General features: G+C 70.4%; 17 protein-coding genes. 15 read left to right on the top strand and 2 right to left on the bottom strand.

Annotated features, from left to right (window positions below; translation table 11 throughout):
• Positions 1–16 precede the first annotated feature (16 nt).
• The 10 genes from HZB25_04390 to HZB25_04435 all read left to right on the top strand — a co-directional run bounded on the left by HZB25_04390 (position 17) and on the right by HZB25_04435 (position 15,617).
• The gene (locus tag HZB25_04390; GenBank protein MBI5836466.1) at positions 17–619 is read left to right on the top strand and encodes a 3'-5' exonuclease; all 603 of its coding nucleotides are present in this window, start codon (positions 17–19) and stop codon (positions 617–619) included.
• A 19-nt stretch (positions 620–638) separates the two neighbouring features.
• On the top strand, positions 639–2,009 hold the full coding sequence (locus HZB25_04395) for a sigma-54-dependent Fis family transcriptional regulator (protein MBI5836467.1): 1,371 nt from the start codon (positions 639–641) through the stop codon (positions 2,007–2,009).
• A gap of 146 nt (positions 2,010–2,155) precedes the next feature.
• Entirely contained in the window at positions 2,156–2,905 is a 750-nt protein-coding gene (locus tag HZB25_04400) for a hypothetical protein (GenBank protein MBI5836468.1), read from the top strand.
• 174 nt (positions 2,906–3,079) lie between these two features.
• Positions 3,080–4,507, top strand: coding sequence for an aspartate ammonia-lyase (locus HZB25_04405; protein ID MBI5836469.1), 1,428 nt, complete (start codon positions 3,080–3,082; stop codon positions 4,505–4,507).
• A gap of 101 nt (positions 4,508–4,608) precedes the next feature.
• Positions 4,609–5,184 carry a hypothetical protein gene (locus HZB25_04410; protein MBI5836470.1) on the top strand — a complete coding sequence of 192 codons (576 nt, stop codon included), beginning with the start codon at positions 4,609–4,611 and terminating at the stop codon, positions 5,182–5,184.
• 79 nt (positions 5,185–5,263) lie between these two features.
• Entirely contained in the window at positions 5,264–6,502 is a 1,239-nt protein-coding gene (locus HZB25_04415) for an MFS transporter (GenBank protein MBI5836471.1), read from the top strand.
• Between the two features lie 85 nt (positions 6,503–6,587).
• Positions 6,588–7,655 (top strand): ribosome small subunit-dependent GTPase A, encoded by a 1,068-nt coding sequence (gene rsgA, locus HZB25_04420; protein MBI5836472.1) that lies wholly within the window; start codon positions 6,588–6,590, stop codon positions 7,653–7,655.
• Positions 7,656–8,016: 361 nt separating this feature from the next.
• On the top strand, positions 8,017–8,310 hold the full coding sequence (gene groES, locus HZB25_04425; protein MBI5836473.1) for a co-chaperone GroES: 294 nt from the start codon (positions 8,017–8,019) through the stop codon (positions 8,308–8,310).
• Between the two features lie 27 nt (positions 8,311–8,337).
• Complete coding sequence (gene groL, locus HZB25_04430) at positions 8,338–9,972, top strand: chaperonin GroEL (GenBank protein ID MBI5836474.1); 1,635 nt, start codon at positions 8,338–8,340, stop codon at positions 9,970–9,972.
• A 461-nt stretch (positions 9,973–10,433) separates the two neighbouring features.
• Positions 10,434–15,617, top strand: a complete 5,184-nt coding sequence (locus HZB25_04435; protein MBI5836475.1) for an IPT/TIG domain-containing protein — start codon at positions 10,434–10,436, stop codon at positions 15,615–15,617.
• A 137-nt stretch (positions 15,618–15,754) separates the two neighbouring features.
• On the opposite strand, the gene HZB25_04440 is transcribed toward HZB25_04435, so the two are convergent.
• A complete protein-coding gene (locus HZB25_04440; GenBank protein MBI5836476.1) occupies positions 15,755–17,056 on the bottom strand; it encodes a hypothetical protein in 1,302 nt (433 codons plus the stop codon).
• A gap of 213 nt (positions 17,057–17,269) precedes the next feature.
• Between HZB25_04440 and HZB25_04445 the strand changes: the two genes are divergently transcribed.
• Both HZB25_04445 and HZB25_04450 read left to right on the top strand, forming a co-directional pair.
• Complete coding sequence (locus HZB25_04445) at positions 17,270–18,931, top strand: hypothetical protein (protein MBI5836477.1); 1,662 nt, start codon at positions 17,270–17,272, stop codon at positions 18,929–18,931.
• Positions 18,928–19,857, top strand: a complete 930-nt coding sequence (locus tag HZB25_04450) for a hypothetical protein (protein ID MBI5836478.1) — start codon at positions 18,928–18,930, stop codon at positions 19,855–19,857. The genes HZB25_04445 and HZB25_04450 overlap by 4 nt, the downstream gene beginning before the upstream one ends.
• A gap of 151 nt (positions 19,858–20,008) precedes the next feature.
• On the opposite strand, the gene HZB25_04455 is transcribed toward HZB25_04450, so the two are convergent.
• Complete coding sequence (locus HZB25_04455; protein MBI5836479.1) at positions 20,009–20,488, bottom strand: hypothetical protein; 480 nt, start codon at positions 20,486–20,488, stop codon at positions 20,009–20,011.
• A 105-nt stretch (positions 20,489–20,593) separates the two neighbouring features.
• On the opposite strand from HZB25_04455, the gene HZB25_04460 reads away from it, so the two are divergent.
• The 3 genes from HZB25_04460 (at position 20,594) to HZB25_04470 (ending at position 22,873) form a co-directional block, all read left to right on the top strand.
• Entirely contained in the window at positions 20,594–21,508 is a 915-nt protein-coding gene (locus HZB25_04460) for a homocysteine S-methyltransferase family protein (GenBank protein MBI5836480.1), read from the top strand.
• A gap of 100 nt (positions 21,509–21,608) precedes the next feature.
• Positions 21,609–22,301: an HAD-IA family hydrolase gene (locus tag HZB25_04465; GenBank protein MBI5836481.1), complete on the top strand. Its 693-nt coding sequence runs from the start codon at positions 21,609–21,611 to the stop codon at positions 22,299–22,301.
• Between the two features lie 203 nt (positions 22,302–22,504).
• Positions 22,505–22,873 carry a hypothetical protein gene (locus HZB25_04470; GenBank protein MBI5836482.1) on the top strand — a complete coding sequence of 123 codons (369 nt, stop codon included), beginning with the start codon at positions 22,505–22,507 and terminating at the stop codon, positions 22,871–22,873.
• Positions 22,874–22,890 lie beyond the last annotated feature (17 nt).

Genomic DNA, 22,890 nt, shown 5'->3' on the forward strand with positions numbered 1-22,890 from the left:
AGGAAGCCCTGTGCCCGTGAAGGACTGGCGTTACGCCGCGCTGGATCTGGAAACCACCGGCCTGGAAGTGTCCGAGGGCCACGAGATCCTGGAGGTGGCCGTGGTGGGCTTCTCCGCCGCGGGCATCGAGGAGCGCTGGTCCACGCTGGTGAAGCCGACCATTCCCATTCCCCCGGACTCGGCGCGCGTGCACGGCATCCGCGAGGCCGATGTGGCCGGCGCGCCCGCGCTGGCCCAGGTGATGCCGCTGGTGGAGGCGAGGACGGCCGGGCGGATCTTCGTCATCCACAACGCGCCGTTCGACCTGGAGTTCCTCACCGCCGCGTGCGCCCGCATGGGGCGGGAGCCAATCGACCGGCCGCTCATCGACACGCTGACCGTGTCGCGGCGCGTGTTCCCCGAGGCGCAGGCGCACTCGCTCACCGAGCTGGCGACGCGCGTCGGCGTGGTGCCCGAGGGCGCGCACCGGGCGCTGCCCGACGCGGTGACCACGGCCAACGTGATGCTGGCGCTGCTGCGGCGCGCCGAGGCGCCCGGCGCCACGCCGCTGCTGGATGAGGCCGCCGTCGCCCGCATCGAGCGCCGGCTGGCCGAGGCGGCCGCCCCCGCCGCGGGCTGATCTCACCGACGGATCTTCCATGAACGACAATCCCGCGTTCCGCCCGTCCGTCCTGGTCGTGGACCAGGACGTGCCGGCCACGCGTGCGCTGCTCGCCGCAATCCAGGATTCCGGCGGCATGAGCACGCTGTGGGCCCGCGACGGCGAGGCGGGCTACAACATCCTCGAGGACACCGAGGTGGAACTGCACGCGCTGGTGTGCGAGCTGAAGGCGCAGCGCATCGACGGCATGCGCCTGCTGCGCGCGGGGCTCAAGCGCCACCCGGAGATGTGCGTGGTGCTGATGTCCGAGGGCGGGGACCTGGCCGCGGCCACCGCTGCGGTGCGCGCCGGCGCGACGGACTTCATGGCCAAGCCACCCGACGTGGAGCGGCTGCTGGCCACGCTGCGCCAGGGTGTTTCGAGGCAGCAGCTGCGCGTACAGGTGACCGCGCTGCAGGAGCGCCTTTCGGACCGCTACGGTTTCGAGCGGGTGGCGGGCAGGTCGCGCGCGGCGGCGGGCATGCTGGATCGAATTCGCCAGGCCGCCGGCAGCGCCGCCCCCATCCTGCTGCAGGGCGAGGCGGGCGCGGGCAAGTCGCTGCTGGCGCAGGTGGCGCACCACAACTCGCTGCGGCGCGACGAGCCGTACGTGACGGTGCAGTGCTCGGGCCTGCCCGAGGCGCTGGTGGAGGAGGAACTGTTCGGGCGGGCCGCCGGCCGCGGCGGCCCCGAGCGGCGCGGGCGGATGGAGATCGCCGCGCGCGGCAGCCTGTTCCTGCACGACGTCGCGGACCTGGCGCCGCGCACCCAGGCCCGCCTGCTCCGGGCGGTGCGCGACGGGGCCTTCGAGCGCGTGGGGGACACCGAGACGCGGCGCGCGGAGGCCCGCTGGATCTCCGCCACGGAGCGCGACCTGGTTGAGGAGGTGCGCCGCGGCCGCTTTCGCGACGACCTGTACGCCGCGCTGGCGGTGGCGGTGATCAAGGTGCCCGCGCTGCGCGAGCGTCCCGAGGACATCCCGCTGCTCACGCAGGCGCTGCTCGAGGAGTTGAACCGCGCCCACGGCCGCCAGGTCACCGGCGTGACCCGCGGCTGCATGGACCTGCTGATGCAGTACCCGTGGCCGGGCAACGTGAGGGAGCTGAAGACGGTGCTCGAGGGAGTGGTGGTGTTCGTGGAGGGCCGGCGCGCGCTGGAGGCGGGCGACCTGCCCGAGCACCTGCGCGACCGTCCGCCAGCCCCGCGCGACTTCCGGGTGCGCGTGGGCATGTCGCTCGCGGAGATCGAGCGCCGCGCCCTCCAGGAGACGCTGGCCGCCTGCGCCGGCGACAAGCCGCGCGCCGCGAAGATGCTGGGGATCGGGCTGCGGACGCTGTATCGGAAGGTTAAGGAGTACGAGATCCCATGACCGGTGCACACTGTGGCCGCACCGCCGCGAGCCCTGCGGCAGGCCCGTTCCGCCCGTTGCATGAACCGGCATTCACGGCCGTCCTGGCGCTCCTCCTGCTGTTGGCGGGCGCCACGGGATGCACCCCGCTACGAAAGGGCCTCGCCGTGCTGCGGTCCACGAGCGGTTTCCGCCCGCTCCCGGAGGAGCCGCGGGTGCGCTGCGAGCCCGGGGCGGAGCCGCTGGGACGCCAGGCCGCCGCCGCGCTCCCCAGGGCGGTGGCGGTGGTCGAGAGCGCCCAGTGCGCCGTCTTCGCGAGGCCGGTCGTGGTGTACGTGTGCGCCGACTCTCAGAGCTTCCGACGCCACACGGCCTCGTCCGTGGGTGGGGGCGTCATGATCCTGGGGCGGCTGTTCCTCTCTCCCAGGCTGGCCCGGGCCCCGGAACGGGTGCCGCGGATACTCACCCACGAATTGTCGCACCTGCACCTGGAGCAGCGCGCTGGAGCGCGGGTCTTTGCGGGGGACTTCCCCGCGTGGTTCACCGAGGGGTTGGCCACCTGGGTGTCCGCCGGCGGAGGAGCGGAGAACGTCTCCGAAGCCCAGGCCCGGCAGGCGATCCTCGAGGGCAGGTGCATGCGGCCCGACCTCTCGAACAGCCTCCTGCGTCCGCAGGACGCATCCACCTACAGGCTGGCGCCGCACATGTTCTACCGCCAGGGCGCGATGTTCGTGGGATACCTCGCCGGGAGGGATCCACAGGGATTCCGGAAGTTCCTGGCGGCCCTCGAAAGCGGCTCGCGATTCGCCCCGGCCTTCCGGGGGGAGCTGGGTCTCGATTCCGACGATGCGTGGAGCCGGTTCGTGGAGCAGTTGCGGGCCGAATCTCGCAAATCCCCGAGCCCGACCGCGCACTGAGGTCCGCGGGTCTGAGCCCGTCTGCGAAAGCCCGCACGCCGGGGTCCCCGCGCGTGGAAGCCCGCGGGGCAGAACGCCCGTCACGCCCCCGCGACACCCCTCCCACCAGCGTGCTATCCTGCCTCCGAATCCGGCACTTTCGGCGATCACAATTCAGCAAAGGAGCGACCGGCCATGGCCGCCACGCGCATCGAGAAGGATTCCCTGGGCGAGATGGAAGTCCCCGCCGACGCCTACTACGGCGTGCAGACGGCCCGCGCGGTGCGCAACTTCCCCATCAGCGGGCTGAAGCCGTTCCCCGAGTTCGTGGATGCGGTGGTGCGCATCAAGCACGCCGCCGCCACGGTGCACGAGAAGCTGGGCACGCTCACCCCGGAGCGCGCGAAGGCCATCCGCGCGGCCGCCGACGAGGTGCTCTCGGGCAAGCTGCGCGACCAGTTCGTGGTGGACGTGTTCCAGGCGGGCGCGGGCACCTCGCACCACATGAATGTGAACGAGGTGCTGGCCAACCGGGGCCTCGAGTTGATGGGCGCGGCGCGCGGGGACTACAAGACCCTGAATCCCAACGACCACCTGAATCGCGGCCAGAGCACCAACGACGTCATCCCCACCGCGATCCGCCTCGCCGCGCTGGAGGCCGCCGCGCCGCTGCGCAGGTCCCTGGCGCTGCTGCACGAGGAGCTGAAGAAGAAGGGCGACGAGTTCGACGGCATCCTCAAGTCCGGCCGCACCCACCTGCAGGACGCGGTGACCTGTCGGCTGGGCCAGGAATTCCACGGCTGGGCGGTGATCTTCCTGGACCACGGCTGCCGGCTGGAAAAGGCCCTGGACGAAGTGCGCGAGCTGGGCATCGGCGGCTCCGCCGCGGGCACCGGGCTCAACACCGACCCCGGCTACCGGCCGGCCGTCTGCGAGGAGCTCTCGAAGCTCACCGGTGAGAAGTTGCGCCCGGCGCGTAATCTGATGGCGGCGATGCAGAGCATGGCGCCGTTCGTCTCGGTCTCCAGCGCGCTGCGCAACCTGGCGCTGGACCTGGTCAAGCTGGCCAACGACCTGCGGCTGCTCTCCTCCGGGCCCAACACCGGGCTGGCGGAGATCGAGCTCCCGGCGGTGCAGCCGGGCAGTTCCATCATGCCCGGCAAGGTGAACCCGGTGATGGCCGAGATGACCAACATGGTGTGCTTCCAGGTGATCGGCAATTCCACCGTGGTGGACTACGCCTCGCAGGCCGGCCAGCTGGAGCTCAACGTGATGATGCCGGTGATCGCCTACGACCTGGTGTTCTCGCTGCGCATCCTGGGCACCACCGTGGACGCGCTCGCGCAGCGCTGCATCCGCGGCATCACCGCCTCGCCCGGGCGCTGCCTGCGCTACGCGGAGGGGAGCCTCTCCATCGTCACGGTGCTCAACCCGCACATCGGCTACGCCAGGGCGGCCGATGTTGCCAAGACCATGCTCAAGACCGGCAAGACCGCCCGCGAGATCCTGCTGGAGCAGAAGCTGCTCGAGCCCGCCAAGGTGGATGAGGTGCTGCGGTTGATGCCCATGACCGTGCCGCCCGACGCCGAGGCGAAACCCGGTACGAAGCCGCACTGGGCCTGAGGACAGACGGCCGCGCGCCCCGCAACGGGAGCGCGCGGAATGGTGCGCATGGCCGCGCGCCCGCCCCCCAAGCGTCCCTTGAATGGGAAAGGAGCCCAACCATGAGACGTCCCCTCGCAATGCTGATCCTCGCAGTCCTGGCGCTGACCACGCTGGCCTTCGACGTGGCCGAGGCCCGCCGCGTCGTGGTGCGCCGCGGTGGCCCGCGCCATCGCCGCACCGTGGTGGTGGTCCACAAGGGATTCCCGCTGCGGCGCACCCTGCCGCAGGTGGTGGTGCGCGCGCCGCGGGCCGTGTGGAAGATCGCCACGCCAGCGGTGTTCCTGGCGCCGGTGGTTTGGGCCGGAACGGTGGTTGCGCTGCCCGAGCCGGGAATGCTGGTGTGGGAGGACAAGGAGAGCCTGGACCAGGAAGACGACTGGACCGAGTTCTCTCTCAACGCCGACAGCCGCGGCACGGCGCTGTTCCTGCAGGTCGAGGGCCGGGTGCAGGCCGAGTTCGCCGAGGTGGTGTTCGGCAACGGGGAATCCCAGGTGGTGGACTTCGAGTCGCGCACCTGGAAGCCGGGCATCTACCAGCTCCTGGACTTCAAGGACGGCCGGACGGTGGACCACGTCCGCATGGTGGCCCGCGCGAAGAGCGAGGACGCCGTGGTGATCCTCCGGCTCCAGAAGTAAGGGGGCACCGCGGCTCCCGGCCGCGGCCCACTCATTCCCCCCGACCGGAGCGGAGGAACCGCTGACGCAACCCGCCCTGTTGTGTGAAGCGCCTCGTCCCACCGCGGTGCACTACCGGATCCTGGTGGCGGCATGGGCCGGGTGGACGTTCGACTTCTACGACCTGATGCTGCTCACCTTCCTGGAATCGGCCATCTGCGCCGATTTCGGGCTGGTGGGCGCACAGCGGCTGACGCACTGGGCCCAGCTGCTCAGCGTGTCGCTGCTGGCCACCGCCGCGGGAGGAGCGATCTTCGCGGTTCTGGGGGATCGCTTCGGGCGCCGGGCAATGATGCAGTGGTCCATCCTGACCTACAGCCTCGGCGCGTTCCTGTGCGGGATGGCCGGCGGGATCGTGCCGCTGGCGCTGGCGCGGGTGGTGACCGGCCTGGGCGTGGGCGGGGAGTGGGCGATGGCCCACACGCTGGTGGCGGAGACGTTTCCGCCGAAGGTGCGCGGCCGGTTCGGGGCGCTGGTCCAGACCGGCGCGCCCATCGGGGTGGGCCTGGCGGCGCTGGCCGGGAGCTTCCTGGCGCCGAAGATCGGCTGGCGCGCGGTATTCATGATCTCGGCGCTGCCGGCGCTGCTGGTGGTCTACATCCGCGCGCACATCCCGGAGTCGGACCTGTGGCAGCGGGCCCGCGCGCGGGGCGGCACTGGCGCGGGCCTCGCGCTGCGCGCGCTGGTGGCCCGGGGCATGCGCGGCCTGGCGGCGCGGGCGCTGCTGCTGGCCACGTTCAACATGAGCGCGTACTGGTTCACCTACATCTGGCTGCCCGGCTACCTGGTGCACCAGCGGCACATGAGCATCGCGCGGTCCGGGTTGAAGGTGCTGGTGGTGGTGTTCGGGGAGCTGCTGGGTTACGCCTCGTTCGGCTGGGTTTCGGACCGCGTGGGCCGGCGGCCGGCGTTCACCCTCTATGCGATGATCATGGCGCTGGGCCTGGCGATGATCACGCTGCAGTGGGACCTCATCGAGCATCACCCCGGCTGGCTGTTGTTCTTCCTGGCGCTCACCGGGTTCGGCACGGGCACCTGGTCGAACTTCGGCCCCATGTTCTCCGAGTTGTTCCCGACGGTGCTGCGCGCCACCGCCACCGGCACGCTGTTCAACGCCGCGCGCGGGGCCCAGTTCGCCGCGCCCCTGGTGATCGCCGCGATGGCCGCCCGCTGGGGCCTGGCCGGCGGCATCTCCCTGGGCGCGGGCTTCGCGGTGCTGGCGGGCCTGTGGGTGTGGACCTTCCCCGAGACGCGCGGACGCGAGCTGCACCGGGAGTAGCGGCCGCGGCGCGGGCCGCACCATGGGCCACCGCCGCACCGGCGGGAAGATCGAAACGGCGGACCGAAAGGACGAAACGAGAAACGTGCACGACCTCGCGACCCTCGGCTGGACTTCTTTCTTCCAGGACCAGCTCGACCCCGCCACCGACGCGGGGCTGGTGCCTGCGCGGGTGATCGAGGAGCAGCGCCGCCGCTGCCGCCTGCTGGCGGAGTCCGGTGAGTTGGAGGGGGAGGTCACCGGCCGGATGCGCCACGAGGCGCAGTCGGGCGGCCTGATGCCGGTCACCGGCGACTGGGTGCTGGCACGCGTGGCCGACGCCGGGCGCGCCGTGGTGCAGCGCGTCCTCCGCCGCCGCACGCAGTTCTCGCGCCGCGCCGCCGGCAAGCGCGAAGAGGAACAGATCGTCGCCACCAACGTGGACGTGGTGTTCCTGGTACAGAGCCTGGACCGCGACTTCAACGCGCGGCGCATCGAGCGCTACATGACGCTGCTCTGGGAGAGCGGCGCGCAGCCGGTGGTGCTGCTCAGCAAGTCGGACCTCTGCGGCAACCCCGACGCCTTCGTGGGCGACGCCGTGGGCGTGGCCTCGGGCGCGCCGGTGCACGTGGTGAGCGCGGTGGATGAGGGCGGCCTCCTGCCGCTGGACCCGTACCTGGCGCCTGGGCGCACGTGCAGCTTCGTGGGCTCTTCGGGCGTGGGCAAGTCCACCATCGTGAACCGGTTGGCGGGCCAGGAGCTCATGCCCACCGGCGGTCTGCGCGCCGACGGACGGGGCCGCCACACCACCACCACGCGGCGCATCCACGTCCTGCCCGGGCGCGGGCTGCTGCTGGACACGCCGGGCATGCGCGAGATCGGCCTGTGGGAGGGCGAGCTCGGCATCTCCCAGGCGTTCCCCGAGATCGAGCAGCTGGGTGAGAAGTGCCGCTTCCGCGACTGCAGCCACGAAGCCGAGCCCGGCTGCGCGGTGCGCCACGCGGTGCAGGCCGGCGACATCCCCGAGAGCCGATACGAGAGCTTCCTCAAGCTGCGCGCGGAACTGAATTTCGAGGCCCGGCGCGCGGACCCCGCGCTGCGGGCGGAAGAGCGCCGTCGCTGGCGCGCCATCCACAAGTCCCAGCGTAGCCGCCCGGACAAGCGCGAAGTTTGAAAAACCTCCGTTTCAATCTGAAACCCACACCCCTCACCGAGCGTTTCAAGAGGCGACCTTTCGTGCCAAAAGGGCAAAGAGGGGCCTGTTCTTCAGTCTTGGAAGGCCTTGATTTGTCAATTTGGCACTGCATGATATTTTATTTATTTGCTTGGCTTTCGCATATGTTTGTGACGAAGTTCACTAACTATTGAAGTGTCCCGGCACGGAGATTGCCCTACACTGGGGATACTGAATGCCAGCCAGCCCGGCTCTGCCGGGCCCGGATGTTGGTCCGGCGCGACGTCGCCGCACAGCAGGCCCGCGCCGGGCGTCAGCACAGTCCAACGGAACCCTGGAATCAAGGGAAAGGAGCAGCACCATGCACGTGAAGCCTCTGGCCGATCGGATCCTCGTGAAGCGTCTCGAGGAGGGTGAGGTCAAGAAGGGCGGGATCATCATCCCGGACACCGCCAAGGAGAAGCCCCAGGAGTGCGAGGTCGTGGCCGCCGGCCCGGGCCGCATGACCGACGAGGGCAAGCGCATCGCCATGGAAGTGAAGAAGGGCGACCGCATCCTCATCAGCAAGTACTCGGGCACCGAGGTCAAGATTGACGGCGCCGAGTACCTGATCATGCGCGAGGACGACGTCCTGGCGATTGTCGCCACCAAGTAGGTTCACCTACTCCGAGGAGGAAATTCCATGGCTGCCAAGCAGCTGTTGTTCAGTGACAACGCCCGCCAGAAGGTACTGGAAGGCGTCGAGATCCTGGCCAAGGCGGTCAAGGTCACCCTGGGACCCCGCGGCCGCAACGTGGTGCTCGACAAGAAGTGGGGCTCGCCCACCGTCACCAAGGACGGCGTGAGCGTGGCCAAGGAGATCGAGCTCGAGGACCCGTACCAGAACATGGGCGCGCAGATGGTGCGCGAGGTCGCCAGCAAGACCAGCGACGTGGCCGGCGACGGCACCACCACGGCCACCGTGCTCGCCGAGTCCATCTTCCGCGAGGGGCTCAAGAACGTGACCGCCGGCAGTTCGCCGATGGCCATCAAGCGCGGCATCGAGAAGTCGGTCGAGGCCATCGTGGCCGAGCTGAAGAAGCTCTCGAAGCCGGTGAAGGACAACAAGGAGATCGAGCAGGTCGCGGCCATCTCCGCCAACGGCGACACCTCGATCGGCAAGATCATCGCCGAGGCGATGGAGAAGGTCGGCAAGGACGGCACCATCACCGTCGAGGAGGCCCGTTCCATTGACACCACGCTGGACCTCGTGGACGGGATGCAGTTCGACAAGGGCTATGTCTCGCCGTACTTCGTGACCGAGAAGGACACGATGGAGGTGGTCCTCGAGGACGCCTACATCCTGCTCTACGAGAAGAAGCTCTCCAACCTCAAGGACCTGCTCCCGCTGCTGGAGAAGGTCGCCCAGAAGGGCAAGCCGTTCCTGATCGTGGCCGAGGACGTCGAGGGCGAGGCGCTCGCCACCCTGGTCGTCAACAAGCTGCGCGGCATCCTGAGCGCGTGCGCCGTGAAGGCCCCGGGCTTCGGCGACCGCCGCAAGGCCATGCTCGAGGACATCGCGATCCTGACCGGCGGCAAGCTGATCACCGAGGACATCGGGATCAAGCTGGAGAGCGTGAAGGTCGAGGACCTCGGCCGCGCCAAGCGCATCACCATCGACAAGGAGAACACCACCATCGTCGAGGGCGGCGGCAAGAAGGCCGACATTGACGCGCGCAAGGAACAGATCAAGCGCGAGATCGAGGACTCCACCAGCGACTACGACAAGGAGAAGCTGCAGGAGCGCCTCGCGAAGCTGGCCGGCGGCGTGGCCGTGATCAACGTCGGCGCCGCGACCGAGACCGAGATGAAGGAGAAGAAGGCCCGCGTCGAGGACGCGCTCCACGCCACCCGTGCCGCGGTGGAGGAGGGCATCGTCCCGGGCGGCGGCCTGGCGCTCATCCGCTCCATCCCGGCGCTGGACAAGCTGACCGGCCTGAGCCACGACGAGCAGGTGGGCGTGAACATCGTCCGCCGCGCGCTCGAGGAGCCGCTCCGCCAGATCGTGAACAACTCCGGCAAGGAGGGTTCGATCGTGGTGGAGACCGTCAAGAAGGAGAAGAAGGCGGTGGGCTTCGACGCGGACAAGGAAGCCTACGTGGACATGTTCGAGGCCGGCATCATCGACCCGACCAAGGTCACCCGGTGCGCGCTGCAGAATGCCTCCAGCGTGGCGGCCCTGCTGCTCACCACCGAGTGCCTGATCACCGAGATCCCCGAGAAGAAGAAGGCCCCCGCGGCCCCGGGTGGCGGCGGATACGGCGGCGAGGACTTCTAGGCGACGATCGAAGGTGCAGGGCAGCCACCCAGGCCCGCCCCGCGCCAGGCCAAAGGACCAACAACCTCACGCCGGGCAGGCAGAAATGCCTGCCCGGCGTGTTTCCCCGCGAGACCCCCCTGGAGTCCGACCCGGCCAGGTTGTGATTCCTCTCCGCAGTCTGCGACCAACCATGTGAGGGGCGCCCGCCGGGCCCTCCCGGTTCCCCGGATTGACTTGCGGGATCAAGGGCCCCCGGACGTTGTTGCGAAGACAAACGCAGCACGTAACCAGTCATAATTCATTGATGAAACGAAGATGTGAGTTGATACTTATTGTCCATCCATCACCCATGTGTGGCCCCGGCATCGACCGCACCTTCTGGCATCCCGGGCCGCACCGTCACCTGTCCGACATGTGGTCCTCCCCGGCGTGGACCGCGGGACCGGAGGCAAGGCGAGACTCTCACCCGGAGAGACGTCATGAGGCCGTCCATCAGGTATTCCGCGCCCCTGATACTGCTCCCGCTCCTGGTCCTCTGCCCCCGGCCTGCCTCCGCCTACTGGGCCGGGGATCCCACGGTGAACCACCCCGTCACGATCATGTCGGGGGATGACACCGGCCCATCCGTGGCCATGGACCGGTACGGTTCCTACTACGTGGCGTGGCGGAACACCGGCGGCATCTACGTTCAGCGGTTTCTCCCTTCCGGCGACCGGGCTCCGATGTGGCCGGCTGGCGGGGTGCAGGTCGCCAGCGTCCCGTTTCCCGGCGTGGTCAAGGTGGTAGTGGGGGACTACTGGGCCACCGTGGTGTTTCAGGATATGAATCCGCTTACGCTGCAGGATGTCAGGCTGGTGGCGCAGCGGGTGGATTCGACGGGAGCGCTGCCCTGGGGCTCCACAGGCGTCGTGCTGGCCGAGGAGCCGAACGGTGGCACCCACGGCCCCGTACTCACGAACTTCACGGATCTTCAGGCGGTTCCGGATGGAAGGGGGGGAGTCATCCTCTGCCAGGCCGGGATCCAGCAGCACGACTATCCCTCGGCCCCCTCGGACACCACCTCCTGGATTGACGTCGCGGCCTGCGATGCGGACGGGGTCCCCAGCTCGATGCGGATCGAGCAGCGGCAGCGGTACGGGGGCTCCCCCCTGGACAAGAGGGATCAGCCGAGACTCATCGAAGGCGGCCCCGGAAAGGCAATTCTGGCGTTCCGTGCCCGCCGCCCAGGCGACGGTGGGCACGACCTGCTCGCGCGCGGCATCCTCACCTGGACCTCCATGGGCGTCGGCTCCGTCGTCACCGAGTGGGCGTCCAATACGACGGTCTGTTCCGCGGCCGGTTCCCGCTCCCTTCCGAGCGTCGCGGGCGACGGCCTCCACGGCGTGATCGTCGCGTGGGAGGATGGACGGTCGAGTCCCTCCGCCGTCTTTGCGCAGCGCGTGGACAGCCTGGGCACGCCGCAGTGGGCGGCAGACGGTGTGGCCGTGTGCCCCGCGTCGGGCGCCCAGACCCGGCCCGCCGCGGTCCCGGACGGTGCCGGCGGCGCCATCGTGGGGTGGCTCGATCACCGCAGCGGAACGCACGACGACGTGTACGCACAGAGGCTCGGCGCCGCGACCGGCGGGGCGCTGTGGGACCCGGGCGCGGTCGCCACCGGTGTGGCCTCCTCCACCAAGTCGTCCCCGGTGATGGCCGCGTCCCTCGCGGGATCCGCGCACCTGCTCTGGGAAGACTCGCGGAACGGGGCCGGGGATATCTACGGCGCCTTCGTGAATACGGATGGAGCGGTCGCCGGGTCCAGCGGCGGCTCGCCGGTGTGCACGGCAGCCAACAGCCAGCACAGTCCCGCGCTGGCGGTTGGGGCCGACGGCCAGGCGGTAGCCACCTGGGTGGACCACCGCAGCGGCACCAACGACGACCTGTACGCGGCCCTCACTGCGCCGCCGGTGATCACCGGTCTCTACCTGGCAACCTGCGGCACGGCGGGAGTGTCACGCAGCATCCTGGGCCACAACTTCACCGGTGCCAGCGAGGTCCGGTTTGCCGGGAACCTCTCCCCGGGCTTTACGGTGGTGAGTGACAGCGTCATCACTGCGACCGTGCCCGCAGGCGGCGGCCCCGGTTTCATCACGGTGGTCACTCCCGCGGGCACCGCCGGAGGACCGGGCGTGCCTGCCAGCTACTTCTACACGCTCGGCGTGACCTCCATCAGTCCCACCGGGGGGCCGGTGGGGACCACGGTCACCATCCAGGGGTTCTTCGATCTCGGTGCGATGAGCGTGGAGTTCTTCTCCGGGGTCCCGGCCGTGTCCACCGGCGATGAACACACCATCACGACGACCGTTCCCGCGGGTGCGCGCACCGGAGTCCTTCAGCTTGGGTGCTACTGCGATACTACCGTGTTGGCGGTTGGGTACCTGTCCTCCACGGATACCTTCACGGTGGCCCCGGTGGTGGATTCGTTCGCGCCGGCATCCGGCTTCGTGGGAACGACCCTCCAGGTGAAGGGACGCAACTTCCTCGGCGCCTCCGCGGTGAACTTCAACGGGGTGAGCGCCAGCTTCAGCGTGGTGAACGACGATTCACTCACCGCAACGGTGCCGGCCGGTGCGACGACCGGGCCGATCACGGTGAGCCATGGGAGCTGGTCCGGTTCGAGCTCCACGAGCTTCACGGTGCTCGTGCCACCGACGATCGCGCTGTTCGTCCCGGCCGCCGGCCCGGTGGGCACGAGCGTGAAGGTGCGCGGCACCATCCTCGACGGGGCCTCCTCGGTGACGTTCAACGGCACGGCGGCCGCGTTCACGATGGACTCCTCGACGGTGATCACCGCCACGGTGCCCGCGGGGGCCACGACGGGCCAGATCGCGGTCACCACGCCCGGGGGAACGGCCACCAGCTCGGGCAGCTTCTTCGTGGGCAGTGCGCCCACTGTGAGCAGCTTCTCGCCGGGCGGGGGACCGGTCGGGACGTCGGTGACCATCGGCGGCACGAACTTCGTCGGCGCGACCGAGGTGCGGTTCTACCTCGTGGCGGCGACCTCGTTCACGGTGAACAACGCCACGCAGATCACGGCGACGGTGCCCGCGGGTGCGACGACAGGGCCGATCCGGGTCGTGAACCCGGTCGGCACGGGCACGAGCGCCGACAGCTTCTTCGTGGGGAGTGCTCCCACGGTGGCGAGCTTCTCACCGACTTCGGGCACCGCAGGCACGTCGGTCACGGTGACCGGCACCAACTTCACCAGTTCCACCGCGGTAGCCTTCAACGGCAGTTCGGCGTCGTTCACGGTGGACAATGTGACCCAGATCACGGCGACCGTTCCCGGCGGGGCCACGACCGGTCCGATCAGCGTGACCAACCCGGCCGGCACCGGCACCAGTGCGGGCGGTTTCTTCATCGGGAGCGCACCCGTGGTGAGCAGCTTCGCGCCGACGTTTGGCCTCCCGAGAGCCTCGGTCACGGTGACCGGAGCCAACTTCACCGGAGCCACAGCGCTGTCGTTCAATGGGACGTCCGCCTCGTTCTCAGTGAACACGTCCACGCAGATCACTGCCACAGTGCCTGGTGGAGCCACGACCGGCCCGATCAGCGTGACCAACCCGGCGGGAACGGGATCCAGCGCCAGCAGCTTCTTCGTGGGCAATGGGCCCACGGTATCGAGCTTCTCGCCGACTTCCGGCACGGTGGGAACATCGGTCACGCTGGCAGGCACCAACTTCACCGGGGCGAGTTCGGTGGCGTTCAACGGCACCGCTGCCTCGTTCACCGTGAACTCGGACGTGTCGATCTCGACCACGGTCCCGGGCGGAGCCACGACCGGACCGATCTCCGTCACGAACCCCGCCGGCACCGGCGCCAGCGCTTCCAGCTTCTTCGTGGGCACCGCGCCCGTCGTGTCCCTCTTCGTTCCCGCCGGCGGCCCGGTGGGGACCAGTGTGAAGGTACGCGGCTCCAACTTCACCGGTTCGACCTCGGTGACCTTCAACGGCACCAGCGCCACATTCACCGTGGATTCCTCGACGGTGATCACGGCCACGGTTCCGGTGGGAGCCACGACGGGTCCGATCGCGGTGACCAACCCCGCCGGGACCGGCAGCAGCGGTTCGAGCTACTTCGTGGGCAGCGCCCCGACCATCTCCACGTTTTCGCCCCCCTCCGGCCTGGCCGGGACCAGCGTGACGATCACCGGCACGGGCTTCACCGGGGTGACGGCGGTGGCGTTCAACGGGACGTCCGCGAGCTTCACGGTGAACAGCGCCACGCAGATCACGGCGACGGTGCCCGCGGGAGCCACGACCGGTCCCGTCAGCGCCACCAACCCCGCGGGCACGGGCACGAGCAGCCCGAGCTTCTTCGTGGGCTCCCCGCCCACGATCAGCTCCTTCACGCCCGACCACGGCACGGTGGGCGCCAGCGTGGTGATCACCGGGACGAACTTCACCGGGGTGAACACGGTGGTCTTCTGGAACACCATCCCGGCCAGCTTCACGGTGAACAGCGCCATCCAGATCACGGCGACGGTCCCCGCGGGGGCGACGACCGGCGTGCTCTCCGTGAACAACCCGGCGGGGATGGCGTTCAGCGCCACGAACTTCCACCTGCCGCCCACGCTGACATCGTTCAGCCCCTCGTCGGGCCCGGTCAACACGACGGTGACGCTGACCGGGACGAACTTCACGGGCGCCACCGGGGTGACGTTCAACGGCACACCGGCGACGATCTACAGCGTGACCTCCAACATCCAGATGACGGCGAGGGTGCCGGTGGGAGCCACGAGCGGGACGATCGCGGTGACCACGCCGGGGGGCACGGCCACGAGCGCATCGAGCTTCACGGTGACGGCCGGGCCGGCGATCACATCCTTCCTTCCGCTCTCGGGGGTGGTGGGCGCCTCGGTGACGATCAACGGGGTGAACTTCACGGGGGCGACGGTGGTGAAGTTCGGCGAGGGAGCCTACGCCAGCTTCACCGTGAACTCGGCCACGCAGATCACGGCGACGGTGCCTCCGGGGGCGCGCACGGCGTCGATCACGGTGGTCACGCCCGCGGGCACGGCCCTCAGTTCGGGCAGCTTCACGGTGACGGTCCCGCTCGAGGCCCCGTTCCTGGCCAGCTTCACACCGGCGTCGGGTCCTCCGGGCACGCAGGTGACAGTGAACGGGGGAGGCTTCCTCAACCCGCCGCGTCCGATCACCCAGGTGTGGTTCGGGGGGAAGGCGGCGTCGAGCTTCACGGTGCTGGGGCCGCTTCAGCTGAGGGCGGTGGTGCCCACGAACGCTCCCCTGGGGGCGGTCGCGGTGGCGGTGAGCAACTCGGCGGGCACGGGAACGACGTCGAGCCTGTTCCTGGTGACGGTCCCGACGGACGTGGAGAGGGTGCCCGTGGCGCTGGCGCTGGAGGCGCCGCGGCCCAACCCGAGCCGCGGAGAGGTGGACCTGTCGTTCGGACTTACGCGCTCGGGAAGGGTGGAGCTGGCGGTCTACTCGGTATCGGGGGCGCGGGTGAGGCAGCTGGTATCCGAGGACCGGGAACCCGGGGCACACACGACCCACTGGGATGGCCGCGGCGACCTGGGCCAGCCGCTGGCGTCCGGGGTGTACCTCGTTCGAATGGAGGCCGAGGGAAGGCTGCTGAACCGGAGAATCGTACTGATGAAGTAGAACTCCCGGCGGCAGGAGCGGGAACAACGCGGGGCGGTCGGCGGTTCACGCCGGCCGCCCCGCTACACGCCACGGCACGATCCTCTTCCCGGGCGCAGGCGATCGAGCCGTGTGGGGAGCATCCACGCCCGTCCGCCCTACGGTTCCGCCTGGTCCGCCCCCAGCAGCTGCAGCGCGCGCTCGATGTCCGGATCGGCCCCGGCGCGCACGTCGATCTGCCGCCACTTCACGAAGTTCGTGGGCACCGCCCCGCGGCCTTCCAGCGGCAGGCCGTCGGCCGCGAACAGCGCCGCGGTGGGCAGCTCCAGGAACCAGCCCTGCGCCGCACGCAGCGCCGCGGACAGCCCTCCGCGCCCGGCGGTGATGCGCCCGATCACCCGGCCGCGCTTCTGCTCGCGGAACCACCGCGGAATCAGCTCCGCGAAGCCCGCGGTGCCCTCGTCGGCCAGCACCACCACCTCTCCGGAGTACGGCTTCTCCACGGGCTGCACGCGCAGCACCAGCAGTCCGCGCTCGCTCAGCGTGGGATGGAACAGCCACGGCGAGCCGGTGCTCTCGGCGGTGCCGCGCGGGTACTTGACGATCATCGCCCGGCCCAGCGTCTCGAGGCCGCGGCGGTTGGCCACGAAACCGGCGTTGGAGGACTTCTCCGCGAACTGCGACAGCAGGGCCAGCACCGACACGTCGGCGTCGGCGCAGCCGCGCACGTCCAGGATCAGGTCCGGGAACTTCGACACGTGCTGCATGGCCGTGTCCACCACGGTGGGGTCGTGCAGGCGGCTCACGCGCAGGTAGCCCACGCGCTTCGCGTACACGGTCCAGCCCAGGTCGGACTCGGTGGAGGAGAAGCCGTCGCGGCGCACCGGCTGGCTCCACTCCACGCCGTCGCCGGTGCGCACGCGAAGCGTGAGCATGGAGCCGCGCGCGCCGGGCAGGTCGCTCTCGTGGGTCACCAGGTAGTCGCCCTTGAACAGGCCGGCCTTCTCGCAGTCCGAGCCCGGCTGCACCGCCACCACCACCACGCCGTCCACGGTCTGGCGCACGCGGAAGGCGGGAGTGAAGTCGGGCGCACGCCCCTCGCGGTAGAACCGGCAGCCGGAATAGCGCAGCTCGGCGAGAAGGTCGCGCACCTGGCGCTGCACGTCGGCGGAGGCCCCGGCGGCCACCAGTTGCGAGCGCCGCCACGCGGACGTGGAGTCCAGCGGTGCGTGATTGAATTCCGGGTCGAAGAAACTGGCGCGGATGGTGGCGACGGCCGAGTCGAAGACGGCGATGTCGTTCAGGGGCGGCTCGGTCGCAACGGCCGTCGGGCTCGCCCCGGCCGTGCCGGGTGCGGACCTCCCCTGTGCCGCTGCCGAACCGCCCTGCGCGACCGCCCAGCCGGCCATGCAGCTGCAGGCCAGCGCGGTCGCCGCCAGGATTGCACGAAACACAGCCATGGCGGGCCGGGTCGGTTTGGGAATCGCGGAGGGGTGCGGTGGGAAGACCGGGTGGCTGGTCACGAGCGAATGGTAGCCCCGGGGGATGGCGGGTGCAAGCGCCGGTTGCGGGGGTACTGTGGCGGGCGGTGGCCCGCCACGAGGCACGCGTCCGGCCACCCAGCCCGGCCGTCCCCTTTGACTTCTCCCGCCGCCGTTGTTAGCTTCCCATGGATGTCCACCCGAACCCCGGGGACGGCCGCCTTCGCCGCCTTCCTCCTCGCCCTGGCGCTCTGTCTCGCCCTGTCTTCCGGCGCGGCCTCCGCCATCCAGGTCCGCGGCCTGCGGGCGGAACCGTCGCGCTTCTCGCCCAACGGTGACGGGCTGCGCGACACCTGCTACGCGCTCTTCTCGGTGGACGACACCGCCGACGTCGTGGCGGTCTCCATCGGCGGATCGCTGCACCTGCCCCAGAACGCGCGAACCCTCGTCCTGAACGGCCCTGTCGGACCCGGGGACGTGAGCATCCCCTGGGACGGCCGCAGCGACCTGGGCAGCGTGGTCCCGGAGGGCGACTACGTCCTGCTGGTGCAGGCCCGCCGAGGCGGGTCGTGGAGCGAGCCGGTGTCGGTGGCGGCCACGGTGGACCTCACGGCGCCGGGCGTCACCAACGTGAGCATCCAGCCCAACCCGTACGCGCCGCTGGCCCCGGGCAGCGTCCCGCCGCAGCGGGCCGTGGTGCGCTTCGACGTCTCCAGCTTCGACACCTCGCGCGCCGGCGGCGACCGGGCGCTGGCGTGGATCGAACGCATCCCGGGCCTGGCGCAGGATTTCGACGACACGCTGGCCGTGGCGCGCAGCGTCTCGGGCGACACCGTCACCTTCACCGCCGCGTGGACGCCGGACGCCAGCATGAATCGCGACGGCGTGCACACGGTGCACCTCGAGACGTTCGACGCCGCCGGAAACCGCGGCGGCGGCGGCTTCTGGTCCCTCGACTACGCGTTGAGCGGGCCGGCCCTGCTGTTCTCCAACCTGCCCGCCCCGACGAGGATCTCCGGGGAGATCTTCTACACCTACCTTACGGCGTACCCGGACAGCATCCGCTGCACGGCGGTGGACCGTCACGGCGTGGACTCGCTGCGGGTGCGCTTCGGTAGCGGGCCGTGGAAGTACGCGGCGCTGGGCCCGGCCGGCGCCTGGGCGGTGGCCTTCCCCGACACCTCCGACCCGCTGCACAAGGAGGGGCTGCTCACCTTCGACTACGCGGCCATCAGCCGCGTCGGCTACGTGACCACGGGCTCGCGCACGCTCAGCATTGACGTCTCGTCCCCGGTGCTCACGCTCACCTCGCCCGTGCCCGGACGAGTGGCCCGGTCGCTGCTGGTGATCTCGGGCACGTGTCCCGCCACCGACACGCTCTACACCACGCTGCAGCCGTCCACCGGGGGCACGCTGAAGTTCCAGAAGCTGGTCACCGGCGGGGTGTTCAAGGATTCCCTGCGGCTGGAGCCGGGTATCAACTCGTACACGATCCGGGGCGGAGACAAGGCCGGCAACCGCTCGGCGGTGCTTTCCGGCTCGGTGGAGTTCTCGATCGCCGCCGGCATCACTGCTCCCGAAGTGTTTCGGGCGGGCGACGCGTTCCTGGCCCAGCTCGCGCGCTCGGGGCAGAGCCTGGAGGTCCGCATCTACCGGCCCGATGGGAGCTTCGTGCGCCGCCTGTTCACCGATCGCTCCTCCGACCTGCTGGGCCTGAGCTACGAGTTGTCCTGGGACCTCTTCAACGAGAGCCAGGTGATGGTGGGCCGTGGACCGTACCTGTGCGTGGCACGCCTGGGCTACCGCGACGGCTCCTTCGAGACCCGCCGGCTGGCGGTGGTGGTGATGCCATGACGCGCCGCCTGCTCGCCGCGGCCCTGCTCGCCGCATCCCTGTCGCTCCCCGCCGCGCCGGCGCCGGCCCAGGACCGGACCACCGTGTTTCAGATGGATGCGCTCGACGCGCGCGCCTTTGCCATGGGCGGCACGCTGGTCACTCTGCCGCGCGACGAAACCGCGCTGCGCTGGAACCCCTCGCTGCTGGTGTTCATGGAAGCGCCGGGCGTGACCGCGGGCTACTCCACGCCGGCGTCCGGGTTCGGGGCCTCGCACACCGCCGTGGCGGGGGCCCTGCTCATCGGGCGCGAGCTGCCCCACCTGTCGCCGGGCGTGCACGTTCGCCGCAGCGCGGCGGGAGCGTTCCTGATGGGGGGCGGGTTCGACCTGTCGGAGGGCGCGCGCTGGTCCGAGACGCAGGTGGGCGCGGGCTACGCGTACGCGATCGCGCCCTACATCTCGGTCGGCGGCACGCTGCGACTGCTGGGCAACAGCACCGCCGCCGCGGGCGCGTCGGTGTCCGGCTACGCCGTGGACGCGGGCGTGGCCGTGCGGCTCACGCGCACACTGGACCTGGGCCTTGGCGCGCGCAACCTGATGAGCACCGTGAAGTGGAAGGACCTGGGAGTGAGCGAGGCGCTGGCCAACGTGTTCGCGGTGGGCCTGGGGCTCAATCTCGGCGGCCTGCGCTGCGAAACGGGAATGGAGGCGTCGTCCTCCCACGCGGCGGTGCTGTGGACCGGGGCGGAGGCGGATTTCCTGGATCACCAGTTGAAGGCCCGCGGCGGGATGCGGATGCACCTGGGCTCGGAGCCGCGCGCCGTCCCGACGCTGGGGGCCGGCTTCGCCCGCGGCCGCCTGCGGGTGGACGTGGCCGGCGCCTTCGATGCCACCGAGGCCCTGGGCGTGACGCGGGCGTTCTCGTTGGGCTACCGGTTCAAGTAGGCCGGATCGCCCCGGGCGGCGCGAACCCCGGCGGCGGCGGCGGATCGGAAGTCAGCGGGCCCGGCGTCGCCGGGCCCGTGGTGTTTGGGACTCCCGTGGTGGGACCGGCTGTCGCCAGGAATGGACGCCGCCCTGCGCCGGCCCGCGCAACTCAATCCTGCGACCTGCGCCCCGCCGCCAGGTCCGGGTTGAACGTGTGGTAGCGCGCCGGCGGATCCGAAACCCCGAGCGGCGCACGGGAATCCAGCGATTTCATGCGCACCCGGTAGAACAGCACCGTGTCCACCGGACGGCGCAGCGCCGGCCTGCCGCTCGCGGGGGCCTGGTGGACATGCTGCGTGGTCCCGTCACCGCGCGGAAAGTCCCCGTTCTCGGCGACCAGGCTGTCGCGCAGCGAGTCGGGGTGCGGACCATAGTACAGGACGTCGGTGGACGCCTGGTCGGTCTGCCACGTGAACACCAGGTCCACGACGCGCTGGGCCCTCGCGACGGTGGTGTCCTCGATCACGCCGATGGTCGCAGGGGTGAGCTGCGGAGGCTTCGGCGTGGGCGTGACCACCGTGCTGTCGCCGCAGCCCCAGGCGAGGGCGGCGAGAGCCAGGACGGCGGATATCAGGAGAAGACGACGCATGCAGGTCCTTTCGGCGGACAGTTGGGTACCGGCTGGAGGGGCTCCGCGGCGGGGTCCGAGGGCATGCCCCAAGGATAGCCCGCGGGGGCTCGCGGGACAACCGCGGTGACCTTCCACCGGGGAGACTTCCGCGCCCGCCTGGAATCCGGCGCGCCGGTGCTGCTGGACGGCGCGCTGGGCACCGAACTGGAGCGGCGCGGCGTGGACTGCGCGCCGCCGGCGTGGTCGGCGCGGGCCATTGATGCCGCGCCCACCACGCTGGCCGAAATCCACACCGAGTACGCGCTGGCCGGAGCGGAAGTGCTCACCGCATGCACCTTCCGCACCCACGCGCGCGCACTGGAGCGCGCGGGGATCGCCGGGCGCGACCGCCTGCTCACCCAGCTTGCCGTGGACCTCGCGCGCGAGGCCGCCGGCAACGCCGCGCACCCGGTGTGGGTGGCCGGCTCGGTGGCCCCGCTGGAAGACTGCTTCCACCCGGAACTCGCTCCCTCCGAGATGGAGATGGAGGCGGAGCACGCTCGCCACGCCGCGAATCTGAGGTTCGCCGGCGTGGACTTCGCCGCCCTCGAAACCATGGGCACCGCGCGCGAGGCCGTGGCGGCGCTGCGTTGCGCGCGGGAAGCGGGGCTGGCGGCGGGCGTGAGCTTCGTGCTGCGCGATCCCGAGCACCTGCTGGGCGGGCACGACCTGGGCGACGCGGTGGCGCGGGTGGCGGAACTGGGCCCGCTCTACGTCGGCGTGAACTGCAACGCGCCCGGGCTGAGCACCGGCGCGCTGCGGCAGGTGCGCCGCCACTGGGACGGTCCCGCCGCGGTGTACGCCAACCTGGGGCGCGCGGCGGACGCCAGTACGTGGCGGCCCGGCGGCGATCCCGCCGATACGCAGCGCTTCCGCACCGCGGCGCGCGCGTGGGTGCGGGAGGGGGCGCGGATGATCGGCGGCTGCTGCGGCACCGCCCCGGCGCTGATCGCGGCGCTGCGCAGGGACCTGCGCGCGGCGGAGCGGGGCAGGCAATAGCACGGGGCCGAAGCGTCCCCGGAGACGACGACTTCCCTGGAGGCGGCACGGCCGCCCCGAAGAGCGACCGGCGGCACGGCCGCCCCAACCCGGAGACGACATGATCCGTGCGGTGTTCCTGGACGCGGCCCACACCCTGATTGATCCGCACCCTCCCAGCGCCGAGGTGTACGCAGAGATCGGCGCGCGCCGCGGCTACGCCGTCACGGCCGCCTCCCTGCGCGACGCGCTGGCCCCGCTGTGGTGGACCATGCGCGCCGAGAAGAACCGCGCCAGCGCGATCTCCGGGACCAGCGAGGAAATGGAGCGGGCGTGGTGGCGCGAGGTGCTGGACCGCGCCTTCCACGAGGCCGGCGAGCCGCGCCGCGTGGACGGGGACACCTTCGACGAGATCTTCTCCCACTTCGCGCGCGGCGACGCCTGGCGCCTGTTCCCCGACGTGCGCCCCGCAGTGGAGGCGCTGCGGGCCCGGGGCCTGAAGCTGGCGGTGCTCTCCAACTTCGATTCGCGCCTGCGTCCGGTGCTCGAAGACCACGGCCTCACCGGGTGCTTCGACGACCTGTTCATCTCCAGCGAGGTCGGCTGGGAGAAGCCCCACCCCAACATCTACGCCACCGCCATGCGCACCCTCGGCGTGACCCCGGAGGAATCGCTGATGGTGGGCGACGACTGGGAGCACGACGTGGAGGGGCCGACCGCCGTCGGAATGCGCGCGCTGTGGCTGAAGCGGGGGGGGAGGCCCGACGCGCGACCCTCGATCGGGAGCCTGGAAGAGGTGGCGGCCGGCCTGTAGGGCGGCCCACCGTGCCTGCCACTCCCATCGGCCGGACAGCCCCGTCCCCCCAATCCGGCCCCGTCCCGCCCAATACCCCTAAAGAACCGTGCCCCAAGCTCCGATATCCCCCGCATTACCCGGACCGCGCCGCGCCAAGGGCCACGCGCCCTGGATGCCTCGGTTGGCCGTGGCCCTTCCGGAAATGAAGAGGAGCCCTCGCGATGCAGAACAAGAACACGTGGAAGTTCGTGACCCCCTCGTTCGTCGCCTCGAAGAAGTTCAAGGGCATCAAGACCCCGAACCAGGTCAAGAAGTTCGCCGTGAAGAACGACGTGTTCTGCGGCTGGTTCAAGAACACCGGCAGCAAGACCAAGCACTTCCTGGTCGAGTTCACTTCGTTCCAGAAGGCCTACAAGAACAACACTCCGACCTTCGGCAAGATTACGAAGATCACGAAGACCGCGGCCAAGGCCTACGGCAAGAAGACCTCGGTGAAGAAGACCTACAAAGCCAGCACCAAGCCCCACCGCGGCTTCACCAGGAACTACTCCCGCAACTACACCAAGACCTACTCCCGCCGGGCGGCCTAGCGGTCCGGACGCGCGCC

It is taken from the genome of Candidatus Eisenbacteria bacterium (genome assembly GCA_016235265.1).
In the GTDB taxonomy this organism is placed as follows: domain Bacteria; phylum Eisenbacteria; class RBG-16-71-46; order RBG-16-71-46; family JACRLI01; genus JACRLI01.

Coding starts and splice junctions, on each gene's coding strand:
- HZB25_04395 (MBI5836467.1), top strand. CDS start 639: ATGAACGACAATCCCGCGTTCCGCCCGTCCGTCCTGGTCGTGGACCAG.
- HZB25_04405 (MBI5836469.1), top strand. CDS start 3,080: ATGGCCGCCACGCGCATCGAGAAGGATTCCCTGGGCGAGATGGAAGTC.
- HZB25_04410 (MBI5836470.1), top strand. CDS start 4,609: ATGAGACGTCCCCTCGCAATGCTGATCCTCGCAGTCCTGGCGCTGACC.
- groES (MBI5836473.1), top strand. CDS start 8,017: ATGCACGTGAAGCCTCTGGCCGATCGGATCCTCGTGAAGCGTCTCGAG.
- groL (MBI5836474.1), top strand. CDS start 8,338: ATGGCTGCCAAGCAGCTGTTGTTCAGTGACAACGCCCGCCAGAAGGTA.
- HZB25_04435 (MBI5836475.1), top strand. CDS start 10,434: ATGAGGCCGTCCATCAGGTATTCCGCGCCCCTGATACTGCTCCCGCTC.
- HZB25_04440 (MBI5836476.1), bottom strand. CDS start 17,056: ATGGCTGTGTTTCGTGCAATCCTGGCGGCGACCGCGCTGGCCTGCAGC.
- HZB25_04445 (MBI5836477.1), top strand. CDS start 17,270: ATGTCCACCCGAACCCCGGGGACGGCCGCCTTCGCCGCCTTCCTCCTC.
- HZB25_04450 (MBI5836478.1), top strand. CDS start 18,928: ATGACGCGCCGCCTGCTCGCCGCGGCCCTGCTCGCCGCATCCCTGTCG.
- HZB25_04455 (MBI5836479.1), bottom strand. CDS start 20,488: ATGCGTCGTCTTCTCCTGATATCCGCCGTCCTGGCTCTCGCCGCCCTC.
- HZB25_04465 (MBI5836481.1), top strand. CDS start 21,609: ATGATCCGTGCGGTGTTCCTGGACGCGGCCCACACCCTGATTGATCCG.
- HZB25_04470 (MBI5836482.1), top strand. CDS start 22,505: ATGCAGAACAAGAACACGTGGAAGTTCGTGACCCCCTCGTTCGTCGCC.